Below are 14,312 nucleotides of genomic sequence, written 5' to 3' on the forward strand. Positions count from 1 at the left end.
CGGGTTGCGGTGCCCTTCGGGGCTCGTCGCTATCGCACCTCAGGGAGCATGTGGGGTGCAGCGAGCGGTGGGACGGCCGTCAGTACACGTCCCGCACGTACCGCTTGTCGGCCGCGAGTGCCTTGACGTACGACTCGGCACTCGCGGGGGAGCGCCGACCATACTGCGCGACAATGCCTTTCAGTGCGGCATCGACGTCCTTGGCCATCCGCGTCGCGTCCCCGCAGACGTACACGTGCGCGCCGTCGTGCAACCACTGGTAGAGCTCTTCGCCGTGCTCGCGCATGCGGTCCTGGACGTAGATCTTGCGGTCCTGGTCGCGGGAGAACGCGACGTCGAGGCGGGTCAGCAGTCCGTCGCCGAGCATGGTCGTCAGCTCGTCGCGATAGTAGAAGTCGGTGGCCGAGTACTGCTCGCCGAAGAACAACCAGTTCTTCCCGTTGTGTCCCAGTGCCTCCCGTTCGCGCAGGAACCCGCGGAACGGGGCGATGCCGGTGCCGGGGCCGATCATGATCATCGGCGTGTCGGGATCGGCCGGCGGCCGGAAGTGGGTGGTGGAGGTGACGAAGACACCGACCTCGTCGTCGGCACGGTCGGCGAGGAAGGTCGAACAGACACCACCCCGCGGCGTCCCGAACCGGTTGTACCGCACCGCCGACACCGTCAGCTGCACTTCGTCGGGACTCTCCAGCGGGCTCGACGAGATCGAATACGACCGCGGCACCATCGGCTTGAGGACGTGCATCCATTCCTCGACGTCCGCGGAGACGGGATGATCGGCCAGGACGTCCACCGACTGTCGTCCCCATGCCCACTCGTTGAACTGCTGCTTGTTCCCGGCGGCGATGAGGGTCTTGAGGTCGGCGGAGTCGGAACGGTCGGCGACGAAGCGGACGAGATCGGGTGTCACGCGGGCGAACTCGATCCGCTCGCCCAGGGCCGCGTGCAGGGGTAGGTCCTCACCCGCCACGGTCACCGACGCGTCGGCGTCGAGGCCGGTGCGCTCGAGGAACTCCCCGACGAGTGCCGGATCGTTGCGCGGCCACACGCCCAGTGCGTCACCGGCCTGATAGGACAGGGTGTCCGCGGGGAGTCGGAACCCGAAGTTGCGCACGTCTTTCCCGGACCCCTCGGCGTTGAGCTTGACGTTCCGCACGAGCGAGGTGAGCAGCGGCTTCTTACGCGAGTAGGCCGGCGCGGAACGCACCGACGGTGCCGCTGCGGAGTCGGCCGGCTCGCTGACCACGGTCACCCGGTCGTCGGTCATCCCGGAGGTGGGTGCCCGGTTCGACATGCTGATCGCGCGGATGACCTCGGTCAGCCAACCGCCCGCCGTCTCCTCGAAGTCGGGTTCGCAGTCGACACGCTCGAGCAGTCGCCGACCTCCCAGTTCGCCGATGCGTGTGTCGAGTTTGCGTCCGTGCCCGCAGAAGTCATCGTAGTTGGAGTCGCCGAGCGCCAGCACCGCGTAGTCCACCCCGGACAGGTCGGGTGCATCCTCGGAATTCAGGGCGTCCCAGAAGGACGTGCCGTTGTCCGGTGGGTCACCGTCCCCGGTGGTCGAGGTGACGAACAGAGCTGTGCCCTTCAGCTCGCCGACCTCCACGTCGTCCATGGACCGGGCATCCACCCGGAGCCCACTGGCCTTCACCCGTTCGGCCGTTTCCACGGCGAGCTCTTCGGCGTTGCCCATCTGCGAGGCCCACAGCACGGTCACGGTGTCGGTTCCGGGTTCGGACGGTGACGAATCGTCGTGGGGGAGGCCCGCATCGGTTGCCGTCGTGCCGCGGGAGTACAGGCCTGCGAGTACGCCCGACGCCCAGATGCGGAGCTCGGCGCCCAGTGGCGCATCGGCCGGAAGGACCGGAATGCCCGAGGGAGACGCACCCACCCCGGCAGCCAACCCGGCGAGGTAGAGCCGCTCGGCCGGGGTCATCGCGGGCGCCGCCACGTCGGAAACCCCCAGTGCCTGAGCGAGTGTCGTCGACCCGGCGGCGGCGGCCGGCACCACGTCGGTGTTCCCGCGCGCACCCGGAACCCGGATCAGGGTCACCGCGCACACCTTCAGCTCCGGTTGCTGCGACAGCGGGTCCACCGCATCCGAGGTCACGGCGTTGATCGCGAGGTGCTCACCGAAGACGTCGTTCCAGTGGAACGGGACGAAGCAGTTGCCGGGCCGGACGCGGTCGGAGATCCGTGCGGGGAGTACCGCCCGGCCCCGCCGCGACGCGACCTCGACCTTGTCCTCGGCCGTGATGCTCAGCCGGGCGGCGTCATCCGGGTGTATCTCGACGAAGGGCTCCGGATTCAGTTTGTTGAGCTTGGCCACCCGTCCGGTCTTGGTCATGGTGTGCCACTGATGGGGCAACCGGCCCGTGTTGAGCAGGAACGGATAGTCGTCGTCGGGCATCTCGGCCGCGTCGATGTGGGGACGGGCGAAGAACTGCGCGCGGCGGGTGGCGGTGGCGAAGGCCAGGCGCGGCACAGTTCCGTCGTCGAGGCGGTGCAGGGTCTGGCTGCGACCGTCGTTGAGATACCGGATCGGGTTGCGGGCGCCGGTGTCGGCCGGATCGGGTTCGTCGTCGGACGCCGGTGGGCACGGCCACTGCATGGGCGTCCGGCGCAGCCGGTCGTAGGTGACCCCGCGCAGGTCGTAACCGGTGTTCGGGTTCGCGAACCGCTTGATCTCCTCGAAGACCTCCTCGGCGCTCGAATAGTCGAAGGCGTCGGCATATCCCATCTCGGCGGCGATGCGTGCGATCATCTGCCAGTCCGGGATCGCCTGTCCGGGTGCGTCGAGCGCGGGTTCGAACAGGGTGAGGTTGCGTTCGGAATTGACCATCACACCGGTCGATTCCGACCACAGCGTCGCGGGGAGAACTACGTCGGCGTACTGGTTGGTCTCGGTCTCGACGAAGGTGTCCTGGGTGATCACGAGGTCGGCGCGTTCGAGACCCTCGATGACCGTCTTTCGATTGGCCACCGAGGCAACGGGATTGGTGCAGATGATCCAGCACGCCTTGATCTCGCCGTCGGCCATTCGCCGGAACATGTCGATGGTGCCGGCACCGACGTCGGCGCGCAGCGTCCCGGCCGGGACGCCCCAGATGTCCTCGACGTATTCACGATCGGCCGCGGACACCACGGCGCGCTGGCCGGGTAGGCCAGGACCCATGTAACCCATCTCGCGGCCGCCCATGGCATTCGGCTGTCCGGTCAGCGAGAACGGCCCGCTGCCGAGGCGGCAGATCGCGCCGGTGGCGAGGTGGAGGTTGATGAGCGCGTTGGTGTTCCACGTCCCGTGGGTGGACTGGTTGAGGCCCATCGTCCAGCAGCTCATCCAGTTGGGTGCGCTCCCGATGAGCTCGGCGGCGGCCCGCAGGTCCGATGCCGGGATGCCGGTTATCGACTCGACGACGTCGGGCGGGTACTGCGCGGCGAACTCGGGTATCTGGTCGAAGCCGTCGGTGAAGGACGCGATGAAATCCTCGTCGGTGTGGCCGTTCTCGATCAGCAGATGCAGCAATCCGTTGAGGAAGGCGAGATCGGTACCGGCCCGGATCTGCAGGAACAGGTCGGCTTTGTCGGCGGTCGCGGTGCGTCGCGGGTCGACGACGATCAGCTTGGCCCCGGCCTTGACCCGGTCCATCATGCGCAGGAACAGGATCGGGTGACAGTCGGCCATGTTGGCGCCGATGACGAGGAAGACGTCGGCGTGATCGAAGTCCTGATACGACCCGGGCGGCCCGTCGGACCCCAGCGACAGCTTGTACCCCGTCCCGGCGCTGGCCATGCAGAGCCGCGAGTTGGACTCGATCTGGTTGGTGCGCAGGAACCCCTTGGCCAGTTTGTTCGCCAGGTACTGCGCCTCCAGGGACATCTGACCCGAGACGTACAGGGCCACCGCGTCAGGCCCGTGCTCGTCGACGACGGTGCGCAGGCGCCGAGCGGTGTCGGTGATGACGGCGTCGAGCTCGGCGGGCCGGAGCTGACCGCCGCGGTCGTCCCGGACGAGGGGAGTCGACAGCCGCCCACCGGCCGCGAGCATGTCCGCGGTGGTCGATCCCTTGGTGCACAGGCGCCCGAAGTTCGTCGGATGATCGGATCGTCCGACGGTCTTGGTGACCCGGTCGGAGTCGTCGTCGAGCTTCATCTCCATGCCGCATCCGACACCGCAATAGGCGCACAGCGACATCACCGATCGGGACACGACGGATCGAGTCGGGGCGGGGATGGTCACGGGTCCAGCGTCGGAGGTCGATGTTTCGCGACCCGTAGCCCGGCGTTACGCATCCATCAACTTGACCTCACAGGACTCGGTCCCGGGTGTGAAAGGTCGTGAGAACCGCAGGTGAGCGCCGACACCGTCACGTGAACGGACGGGTTTCGGCGTTGCTCAGCCGGATCTCAGCCGGGGTGGATAAGACTGTATCCATGCGCATCCTCGTGGTCGATGACGATCGGGCCGTCCGGGAGTCGTTGCGACGGTCGCTCACCTTCAACGGCTACAGCGTCGAGACCGCAGGCGACGGCATCGAGGCACTCGAGAAGATCCTGGCCGACCGGCCTGACGTGGTGATCCTCGACGTCATGATGCCCCGGCTCGACGGGCTCGAGGTGTGCCGCCGGCTCCGTTCCGCCGGTGACGACCTTCCCATCCTGGTGCTGACCGCACGCGACTCGGTGTCCGAGCGGGTGTCGGGTCTCGACGCCGGGGCCGACGACTACCTACCCAAACCGTTCGCGCTCGAAGAACTCCTCGCCCGGTTGCGGGCGCTGCTGCGCCGTGCCTCGCCCGAGGACGACGCGGATTCGGAGACCCTGACCTTCGCCGATCTCTCGCTCGACCCCGTCACCCGCGACGTCACCCGCGGCGAGCGGTCGATCAGCCTGACCCGCACCGAGTTCGCCCTCCTCGAGATGCTGATGGCCAACCCGCGTCGGGTGCTGTCGCGCAGCCGCATCCTCGAAGAGGTCTGGGGATACGACTTCCCGACGTCGGGCAACGCCCTCGAGGTCTACGTCGGATATCTCCGGCGCAAGACCGAGGCGGACGGCGAGCCGCGACTGATCCACACCGTGCGCGGTGTCGGATATGTCCTCCGGGAGACGCCGCCCTAGTGATGGGGAAGTCGTCGAACTCCGCGTCGCCGAAGGCGTGGGATCTCCTCCGCGACCGTCTGACCCGGGCGCTCACGGGGCACAGCGCCGGTGACGGATCCGATGAGAAGGAGATGCGGGCACCGATGCCGCTGATGCGGGCGGTGTCGCTGCGCACCCGTGTGACGATCCTGTCCGCGACCGTCGTCCTGGTCTCGGTGAGCCTGATGGCGGCCGCTGCCTACTTCGTCGTCTACCGCGCGATGTACAACGACGTCGACCAGCAGCTGGAGAGTCGCGCGGACGGGATGGCGGCACTCGCCCGGGCAGGGGTGCTGCGTTCGCAGCCCGAACAGCTGGTGGCCGGAACGGTGTTCTCCACGAACATCTCCATCGCGCTGGTGACCCCCGGCGGCGAGACGTACCTGATCGGCCAGGTCCCGTTCGACGACGTGGAACGCGGCATCGTCCGATCGCCGTCGGTGCCCGGTTCCACACAGCAGAGTCTGCGCACCACGCGCAACCAGCGCGTCCTGACACGCAAACTCGACGACGGCAACACCCTGGTGCTGGCGCAGAGCCTCATCCAGACCGACCGGGTGCTCAAACGCCTGGCCTGGGTGCTCTTCGTGGTCGGCTGTGGCGGCGTGGCGCTCGCGGCCCTGGCCGGCACGACCGTGGCGCGCGCCGGGTTACGCCCGGTGGCACGGCTCAACCGGGCCGTCGAGCGGGTCGCCCGAACCAACGACCTGACGCCGATCCCGGTCACCGGCAACGACGAATTGGCCAAGCTCACCGCCAGCTTCAACGCGATGCTGCGTGCGCTCGACGAATCGCGGGACCGGCAGGCGCGTCTCGTCGCCGATGCCGGGCACGAACTGCGAACACCGTTGACCTCGTTGCGGACCAATCTGGAGCTGCTGATCGCCGCGAGCCGGCCGGGTGCCCGGGCGGTGCCCGAGGACGACATGATCGAGTTGCGCGCCGACGTGGTCGCGCAGATCGAGGAATTGTCCACGCTGGTGGGCGATCTCGTCGACCTCGCCCGTGAGGACGCTCCCGAGGTGGTCTACGAGGAGGTCGACCTCGCCGAAGTCGTGGAACAGGCCCTCGAACGGGTTCGACGGCGCCGCAACGACGTCGAGTTCGAGGTGGATCTCTCCTCGTGGTTCGTGTTCGGCGAGGCGCACGGCCTCTCGCGTGCGGTGCTGAACGTGCTCGACAACGCGGCCAAGTGGAGTCCACCGGGCCGGACCGTCCGTGTCGGTCTCACGCAGGTCGGCATGTCGAGCGCACAGCTCACCGTGGCCGACGCCGGCCCCGGAATCCCCGAGGAGGACCGCGGTCTCGTCTTCGAGCGGTTCTATCGGTCGACCCAGTCGCGGTCGATGCCGGGATCGGGCCTGGGACTGGCGATCGTGCGTCACGTGGTCGAACGACACGGCGGCACCGTGGTGGCCGACACCTCCCCGCTCGGGGGAGCGCTGATCCGGATGACCCTGCCGGGCCGGGCAACTGCAGCGGAACCATCCCCGCAGGTGATTCGTCAGTAGAGGAGAAGCGGGTGACATCGGAGCCGACGCGCAGTTGCAGGCGACAGCGAACGGCAATGTACTCACCCGGTGCGACCACTAGGGTTGACCGAAGGCGCAGTTCGGGTGAGCGGCCGAGGTGATCGGTCCCGGCCCGCCCATCGGAACACAGAGCAGCACCGGCCATGAGACGAGCCCATGGCCGGACCGACGAGGAAGAGACGAAGATGACGACTGGCGGTTCGCATGGTGACGGTTCCTACGGGGGCGGTCAACAGGGCGGTGGTCAACACGGTGGGGGTCAACACGGTGGGGGCCAGCCGGGCGGGGGCCACCGCGCGGCACCCGGGAACGAGTCGTCACCGGGCGGTTCCTACGGTCCGCCGTCCGGGTCCTTCCCCGCGCCGGGCGGCCAGCACGGCTACCCGGGCGGCACTGCGCCGACATCGCCCTACGGCCGGCCCGGCACGAGTCCGTTCCCGCCGCAGGGTCAGTACGGCCCGGGCCCCGCATACGGACAATCGGGTCCGACCCCGTTCGGTGCACAGCCCGGCTCCCAGCCCGGCTTCGGAGGCCAGGGCGCGGACGGGTCGCCCGCCGCACCCGCCAAGAAGAAGGGTGGCGGACGCCTCGTCGCCCTGGGTGTGGGCGCACTCGTCCTGGCGTTGGTCGCGGGCGGCGCGGGTGGTGTCGCCGGATACAACCTGGCCGATTCCGACGGCGGTTCCAGCACCAGCAGCGGCCCGCTGGGTGGCGATCCCGGCAACAGCAACACCGCACCGGTCGCCGCGCCGGCCGGCTCCGTCCAAGAGGTCGCGGCGCGGGTGACCCCGTCGGTGGTCTCCATCGAGGTCGCGTCCGGCGGCGCGATGGGCTCCGGTTCGGGTGTCGTCCTCAGCGACGACGGCGTCATCATGACGAACAACCACGTCGTCAGTGCGGGGGGTGACGGCCCGGCGTCGAGGGTCGCGGTCAACTTCGCCGACGGTTCCCGGTCCGAGGCCCGAGTCCTCGGCGCCGACCCCATCTCCGACATCGCGGTCATCAAGGTCGACCGCGATGACCTGACACCGATCACCGTCGGCAACTCGAACAACCTTGCCGTCGGACAGGACGTGATCGCCATCGGCTCGCCGCTCGGGCTCGCGGGGACCGTCACGACCGGGATCATCAGCGCACTCAACCGACCGGTGCTGACCTCGCGCGACCCCGGAACCAACACCACCTCGGTCATCGACGCCATCCAGACCGACGCGGCGATCAACCCGGGCAACTCCGGCGGTGCACTCGTGAACGCACGTGGCGCCCTGATCGGGATCAACACCGCCATCGCCACCCTCGGCGGTGCCGAGCAACAGGCCGGTGGCAGCATCGGACTCGGGTTCGCGATCCCGATCGACCAGGCCATCCGAGTGGCCAGGGAGCTCGAATCGACCGGCAAGGCCAGCCACGCCAACATCGGGGTGTCGGTGCGGCCGAGCGGAGCATCCGACGCGCCGGGTGCCGTCGTCACCGCGGTGACTCCCGGCGGCCCGGCGGCAAGCGCGGGCATCCCCGACGACGCGGTCATCACCAAGGTGGACGACCGCGTCATCTCCTCCGGGGACGCCCTCGTGGCCGCGGTCCGGTCGCACGCCCCGGGCGACACGGTCACCGTCACCTACGTGGACAACGGAGCGACCAAGACCGCACAGGTGAAGCTCGGGACGCTCGAGGTCGGCTGACCGGCGACAACCGGCGGAATCGCGTCCGCCGGCCGAACAACTGCATCGAGGAGGCTGCACCGACGTCCACCCGGGCGCAGCGCAGCACGAACAACCGTTTCGACGGTCACACCCATAGAAAGGGCCTGTCATGTCCGACGCCGCTTCGCGCACACCGGGTAACACCGCCGTCTCCGCCGAGACCGACCTCGACGAGAACGCACTCAACGTCCGTCTCGCGGGCGGTCCGGGTCCGGTCGACCCCGCGGACGTGGTCGCCGCCGACGCCGCGGCGCGTGAATTCGTCGCGCGGCACGAGCAGGCCACACATCGCCCACAGGGTGAAGAGATCGGCCGGGCGCTGGTCGTCGTGGTCGACGACGAGGCGGCTCATGGCGAAGATCAGCGTCTACTCGGCCCCCTCGTGAGCGAGTTGCTGGCCGAGGCCGGATTCCACGTCGACGCCGCCGTGGTCGTCTCCGGGGACGAGGTGGAGATCCGCAACGCGCTCAACACCGCGGTGATCGGTGGAGTGGACCTCGTGGTGTCGGTGGGCGGGGTGGGCGTCGGCGCCCGGGATGTGACGCCCGAGGCCACCGAACCCCTCCTGGATCGACGTCTGCGCGGTATCGAAGAGGCAGTCCGCAGCTCCGGTCTCGCCGCGGGAGCCACCGACGGCGGACTTTCGCGCGGGCTGGCTGGAATCAGTGGACAGACGCTCGTGGTGAACCTGGCGAACTCGCGAGCGGCCGTGCGCGACGGCATGGCGACCGCGGCACCCCTCGCCAAACACGTGATCGAAGCGATCAGCGAGTTCTGAGCAGGTCGCTTTCAAGCGCCCGTTTCTGGCTGAAAAATCTGTTCAGCAATGCGAAGAAAATCCCAGGTTAACCCGTGACAAATCCCCTGCTTCTGGACGTCTGACCCGATGACGACCGAGCCTTCAGGCCCTGAAAAATCCGCGATGAGCAGCGATGATGACGCCGCGCAGCACCGAGCTGCGCGGCGTCGTCGACTCGATGCGGTGTTCGGAGACGACCTCCCTGAACTGACTTCAGACGATAGTGACGAACATCACACAGGGCGTTCTAAGGAATGGTTCGAAGCCCAGCGGCCGCCTCACCACGGCTGACGGGCGGCTCTTGGCACGTATGCACAGCAGCGTGTTTTCCTGTCGTTAACTTTCGGTGTTCTATCGCTGGCGGATTGAACATTCACTATGGTGCGTGGCCTGTTCGTGACACGCTCGAGTCCTCCTGTTGCCCCACTTGAGACCGCTCCGATAACGTTCGGCTCGACGACACGCCGGTCCCCAGAGTCGGGGACCGGGGGTAGTCCTGCGATCTGTCTGCGAAGGCAACGCAGCAACGACCAGGAATTCGATGGATTCTTAACGACAGCTAAGACATGCGTAAGAGCACGCTTAGTGGTAACTGTGTGGAAGCCCATCGAACGTCGAGGGTCATGACTTGCGGGTGTGAGTGCATTCCGCGGGGTAACAGCCGAATCCTGTGAGAGGGAACGAATGAGCAAGTTCAGCAAGCTTGGGCTGCGCCGCGCCGCGGGCGCGGTCGCGATCGCCTCGGCCGCGGTCGTGGGCCTGGCCGGCATGGGCGTCGGCGAAGCGGCAGGTGCGCCGCTGCCGAACGGATACAAGAACGCCACCGGCATCGACGGCGAGTCCATCCAGACGTGGCGGACCGGCGAGAACGCCTACCCGATCCCCACCGTGGCGAACAACCCCGCGTCGCGTGGTTTCGTGATCTCGGGTACCTACACCGCCAAGGCATCTGCCGGCGTCGGTGGCAAGCTCGCCGTCAAGTACATCGTCGGCTGCCAGGTCGACGTCAGCGGCATCACGCTCGATTTGGGTGGCGTGATCAGCCTGTCTGCTGCCACGTTGTCCGGCTCGTTGAGTCTTCCCCTCGCTCCGGGGCAGGTCGCCGTCGTCGACCTCACCGACAAGGACTTCTCCGACTCGGGAGTCGCCGCGATTCAGCTGTCGCAGCTGTCGTTCAACCTCAACCAGTGCGGTGGCTTCGCCTCGGCTCGATCGGTGGCCAAGGTCATCGGCGCCAAGGGTTACAGCACCGACGACGGCAAATTGAGCGGCGAGGGCACTCTCATCCAGTCCACTCTGTACGGCAAGCCCTTCACCATCGGTTGATCCGGGCGCAGATAACAAGCTCTACCTGACTTATCTGCCCTGAGCAGATCGATATTCCACGAAGGGGAATCATGAAGAAGAACATCACGCGTCGCGTGGTTGCGGCGGCCGGTATCACCGGTGCCGTCGCGATGGGCCTCACCAGCCTCGGCGCCGGTGGCGCCACCGCCGGCCCGCTGCCGGGCGGTACCATCACCAAGACTCTGGTCGACGGCACGCCCGTCACCGTCCAGCTGTTCGATGAGTTCGTCAGCGTCCAGCGTCCGATCAGCAACGTCCCCACCACCCGTGAGGGCTGGCTGTCGGGCAAGGTTCGCGTGACAGTGGGCGGTAAGGCCGAAGGTGGCTCCATCAAGGTTGGCTACGACGTCGGCTGCCAGGTCCACTTCGGAGGTGGCGAGGCCCAGGTTCCTGGTGCAGAGGCCGGCATTGACTACTCTAATCCGGGTAACGTCACTGCGGGTGCAGGCCTCACGCCGATTGACGATGACGACAACCTCTTCGGCGGCGGCGTGTCGCTCGGGCCGGGCGAGGTGAAGCGTCAGTGGCTCATCAGCGAGACCTCCGGGTCGGACACCTCGTACTCGGACTACAACCTGAGCGCGTACACCTTTGCGGGGCAGAAGGGTGGCGTTGTCTACAGCCAGGAGCAGTTCAAGGTCGAGAGCTGCGCTGGCTACGCCTCGGCTCGCGCCTTCATCCAGGTGACCGTCAGCACCGACGCCGTGAAGGGTGTCGTGGCGCTCAACGGCAAGCCGTTCAGCCTCGGCTGATCGACTCACTTCCACACCGCGGGGCGGGAATCCGAACGGGTTCCCGCCCCGCGGTGTTGTGTTGTCAGGCCGCTGCGGTGTCGCTGTGAGTCTCCTGTAACCGGCCGTCTCGCTTGGGTTTTCATCGGTCATCGGTCGTAGTCTCGGTCGCGGCGGTGCCATCCCGCCGGTGAGGAGCGAGAAGAGAAGTGTGCACCGCGACCGAATCGAGAACCGCTGACGATCTGTCAGCGGAGGAATCGGCAGCACGTGTGCCGGCGTCCGGTGCCCGGCCATCCGCGCTGTCCGTGCCGGCGACCATACGTCAGTTCGCGCCGTTGCTCACCGGCTTACGGTGGCGACTTGCCGTCGCCGTCATCGCGCACCTCGTGCAGGTCGGCACCACGGTGGTCACCGTCGCGCTGTTCGGCCACATCGTCGACGATGTGCTCGTGGCCGGCGACCTGAGCGCGCTCGGAACGCCGATGATGGTCTGGGTCGGGGTGTCGTTGCTCGGTGCGGTCTCGTCGTATGCCGGTGGAGTTCTCACCGGAGACGTCACCGAGACGGTTCTCCTGCGCCTCCGCGATCAGTTGTATGCGCACACCCAGCGGCTCGCACCGCATGTGCGGAGCAGGTTCGGAGGCGGGGACCTGGTGTCGCGCAACACCGGCGACGTCGAGGCGATCGACAGCCTGTTGTCGTCGGGAGTGGTGGCCGGCGTCGTCGCCGCGGTGAGCGTGATCGTCTACGGGCTCGCCGCGTTCGTGACGAACTGGCAGCTCGCCCTGATCGCGGCGATCCTCGCGCCGCTGCTCTGGCTGATCGCGCGACGATTCGGTGGCGCGGTGAAACGTGCCTCGCGTCGGGAACGGGAGGCCGCCGGGCAGATCAGTTCGCTCGTCGCCGAGGGGATCGGCAACATGCTGGCGCTACAGGCCGACAATCAGACATCGAGTCATCGGCGCCGCGTCGGGGACCAGAGCCGACGATGGCGGGACGCCCGGATGTCGGAGTTGCGAGCGGACGCGGCGTTCGCGGAGGCGGTCACCGTCGTCGAGGTGCTGTGCATGATCGCGGTCATCGCATTCGGGGCGTGGCAGATCTCGGGCGGCGATGCGCAATTGGGCACCCTCATCGCCCTGACCGGTTATCTCGGGTACCTCTACCCGCAGATCCAGACGCTGGGTGGCCTGGCCGTCGAGGTTACCTCCGCGACCGCGAGCGCCGAACGGGTGGCCCAGGTCCTCGACGCACCGGTGGGGGCCGCCGAAGCCGGTGTGATCGAAACCCGGGTCACCGAGCCGACTCTCGCCGCGGGATGCTCAGGCTTGTCATCCAGCCCGGCGAGTCTGGTGCTGAGCGGAGTGTCTTTTACATACCCGGACAACGGATCCCGGGTCTTCGAGGACGCCCACTTGGAGATCCGCGCGGGGGAGACCGTGGCGATCACCGGTCCCAGCGGGACGGGCAAGAGCACCCTGGCCTACCTGCTGCTGCGTCTGTACGACCCCGATGCGGGCACGATCCGGTTGAACGGTAAGGACATCCGCGAGCTCGACGTGGCCGGATTGCGGGCGCACATGTCGGTGCTGCACCAGCGGCCGGCCCTCATGCGCGGCACGATCGCCGAGAACATCAGCTTCGGCTCCGGATCGGCCACGCGGGCCGACATCGCCGCCGCGGCGCGGACCGCGGGTGCGGCCGACTTCATCGCGAGGATGAGCGGTGGCCTCGACGCCGAGGTCGTCGAACGCGGAGAGAACCTGTCCGGCGGTCAGCGACAACGGATCGCGCTGGCTCGCACGGTCCTCCGGAACCGGCCGCTGCTCGTCCTCGACGAACCGACCACGGGCCTCGACGACGACACCGTGGACGAGATCCTCGAAACCCTCGCGGGGGTCGCGTCCACTCGGACGACGCTTCTCATCACCCACGACCGTCGGGTGCTCGAACTCGCCGACCGGCGAGTCGAGCTGCGCGACGGACGTTTCACCGATGTCGGACCGACCCGGATCGACGGGCTCGAGAGCTATCGCAGCGCGCGCTCGTAGAACGGCCACGAACGGTGCAACTGGTCCTGCCAGTAGAGCCATGAGTGGGTCCCGGCCGGCGGGAGGTCCACGGTCGCCGGGATGTTCAGCTGACCGAGACGATTGAGAAGCTGGACGGTGCACCCCAGCGTGGCACCCTCGATCACACCACCGACGACGATCTGGTCGGCCAGGGTGTCGAGGTCCTTCACGTAGCGCGGATTGTCGTACTGTCCGGGCAGGCCGCCGGCGTTGCTGATGTAGAGGTTCTGGCCACGCAGTTTGGCGGCGTTGACCACGGGATCGTGGGCGCGCCAGCCGGCGCCGCCGTAGGGACCCCACATGTTCGTGGCGTCGCCGTCGCCGCGAACCTCCACGACGAGACGGATGTACTCCTGTCCGAACGGATCGGACGTCGTCGGGCAGCCGCTGTAGGAGCCGACGGCCTCGTACAGATCAGGGTGTTCGATGGCGAGATTGAGCACCGACGTCGCCGACGACGAGATCCCGCCGATGGCATTGCGGCCGGAGGTGTTGTAGGTGGCATCGACGACCGAGGGCAACTCCTTGCCCAGGAAGGTCGACCACTTGTGCACGCCGAGAACCGGGTCGCGCTTCTGCCAGTCGGTGTAGTAGCTGTACTGGCCGGCATTCGGGATCACCACGTAGAGGTTCTTGTTGCGGGTGAACTCGACGATGTCTGTCTTCTCCAGCCAGTTGGCCCGGTCCTCGCCACCGCCTGCACCGTTGAGCAGGTAGAGCACCCCGCGGGGCTTGGACTCGTCGGCCGGCTTGATCACCGTGAGCGGGACGTCGCGGTTCATGGCGTCGGAGTGCACCACGATGTCGGTGACACGGCCGGGCGAGCCGGCGTCGACCAGTCGTGGTGCCGCGCTCGCCCCGCCGGTCAGCGGGGCGACGAGCGAGACGCTGACGGCGATCACCGCGGCCATCCCGAGCCTGCGCAAACTGCTGTACACGTTTCCTCCTGATCGGGAGACGACGGACCGGTGATCCGACCCGCG

Annotated in this window: 9 protein-coding genes; 7 read left to right on the forward strand and 2 right to left on the reverse strand. The window is 67.7% G+C overall.

Annotated elements, in window-relative coordinates:
- Positions 1–79: 79 nt before the first annotated feature.
- A complete protein-coding gene (locus tag AC3B5T_RS13670; protein ID WP_488358770.1) occupies positions 80–4,195 on the reverse strand; it encodes a bifunctional nitrate reductase/sulfite reductase flavoprotein subunit alpha in 4,116 nt (1,371 codons plus the stop codon).
- Positions 4,196–4,434: 239 nt separating this feature from the next.
- Between AC3B5T_RS13670 and AC3B5T_RS13675 the strand changes: the two genes are divergently transcribed.
- The 7 genes from AC3B5T_RS13675 (at position 4,435) to AC3B5T_RS13705 (ending at position 13,308) form a co-directional block, all read left to right on the forward strand.
- The gene (locus tag AC3B5T_RS13675) at positions 4,435–5,121 is read left to right on the forward strand and encodes a response regulator transcription factor (protein WP_010843502.1); all 687 of its coding nucleotides are present in this window, start codon (positions 4,435–4,437) and stop codon (positions 5,119–5,121) included.
- Positions 5,122–5,123: 2 nt separating this feature from the next.
- The gene (locus tag AC3B5T_RS13680) at positions 5,124–6,653 is read left to right on the forward strand and encodes a sensor histidine kinase (RefSeq protein ID WP_488357493.1); all 1,530 of its coding nucleotides are present in this window, start codon (positions 5,124–5,126) and stop codon (positions 6,651–6,653) included.
- Positions 6,654–6,859: 206 nt separating this feature from the next.
- Complete coding sequence (locus AC3B5T_RS13685) at positions 6,860–8,356, forward strand: trypsin-like peptidase domain-containing protein (protein ID WP_014925889.1); 1,497 nt, start codon at positions 6,860–6,862, stop codon at positions 8,354–8,356.
- 130 nt (positions 8,357–8,486) lie between these two features.
- Positions 8,487–9,155 (forward strand): MogA/MoaB family molybdenum cofactor biosynthesis protein, encoded by a 669-nt coding sequence (locus AC3B5T_RS13690; RefSeq protein ID WP_010843499.1) that lies wholly within the window; start codon positions 8,487–8,489, stop codon positions 9,153–9,155.
- 705 nt (positions 9,156–9,860) lie between these two features.
- Positions 9,861–10,502, forward strand: coding sequence for an MspA family porin (locus tag AC3B5T_RS13695; protein WP_488357494.1), 642 nt, complete (start codon positions 9,861–9,863; stop codon positions 10,500–10,502).
- A gap of 71 nt (positions 10,503–10,573) precedes the next feature.
- Positions 10,574–11,275: an MspA family porin gene (locus tag AC3B5T_RS13700; RefSeq protein ID WP_488357495.1), complete on the forward strand. Its 702-nt coding sequence runs from the start codon at positions 10,574–10,576 to the stop codon at positions 11,273–11,275.
- Positions 11,276–11,463: 188 nt separating this feature from the next.
- Positions 11,464–13,308 (forward strand): ABC transporter ATP-binding protein, encoded by a 1,845-nt coding sequence (locus tag AC3B5T_RS13705; protein WP_488357498.1) that lies wholly within the window; start codon positions 11,464–11,466, stop codon positions 13,306–13,308.
- On the opposite strand, the gene AC3B5T_RS13710 is transcribed toward AC3B5T_RS13705, so the two are convergent.
- The gene (locus tag AC3B5T_RS13710; RefSeq protein ID WP_014925891.1) at positions 13,287–14,267 is read right to left on the reverse strand and encodes an alpha/beta hydrolase; all 981 of its coding nucleotides are present in this window, start codon (positions 14,265–14,267) and stop codon (positions 13,287–13,289) included. The genes AC3B5T_RS13705 and AC3B5T_RS13710 overlap by 22 nt on opposite strands.
- Positions 14,268–14,312 lie beyond the last annotated feature (45 nt).

This window comes from Gordonia sp. G4, assembly GCF_057770005.1.

Bases quoted from the DNA above. Each gene is read 5' to 3' on its own strand.
- AC3B5T_RS13670 (WP_488358770.1), bottom strand. From the start codon at position 4,195: ATGTCGCTGTGCGCCTATTGCGGTGTCGGATGCGGCATGGAGATGAAG.
- AC3B5T_RS13675 (WP_010843502.1), top strand. From the start codon at position 4,435: ATGCGCATCCTCGTGGTCGATGACGATCGGGCCGTCCGGGAGTCGTTG.
- AC3B5T_RS13680 (WP_488357493.1), top strand. From the start codon at position 5,124: ATGGGGAAGTCGTCGAACTCCGCGTCGCCGAAGGCGTGGGATCTCCTC.
- AC3B5T_RS13685 (WP_014925889.1), top strand. From the start codon at position 6,860: ATGACGACTGGCGGTTCGCATGGTGACGGTTCCTACGGGGGCGGTCAA.
- AC3B5T_RS13690 (WP_010843499.1), top strand. From the start codon at position 8,487: ATGTCCGACGCCGCTTCGCGCACACCGGGTAACACCGCCGTCTCCGCC.
- AC3B5T_RS13695 (WP_488357494.1), top strand. From the start codon at position 9,861: ATGAGCAAGTTCAGCAAGCTTGGGCTGCGCCGCGCCGCGGGCGCGGTC.
- AC3B5T_RS13700 (WP_488357495.1), top strand. From the start codon at position 10,574: ATGAAGAAGAACATCACGCGTCGCGTGGTTGCGGCGGCCGGTATCACC.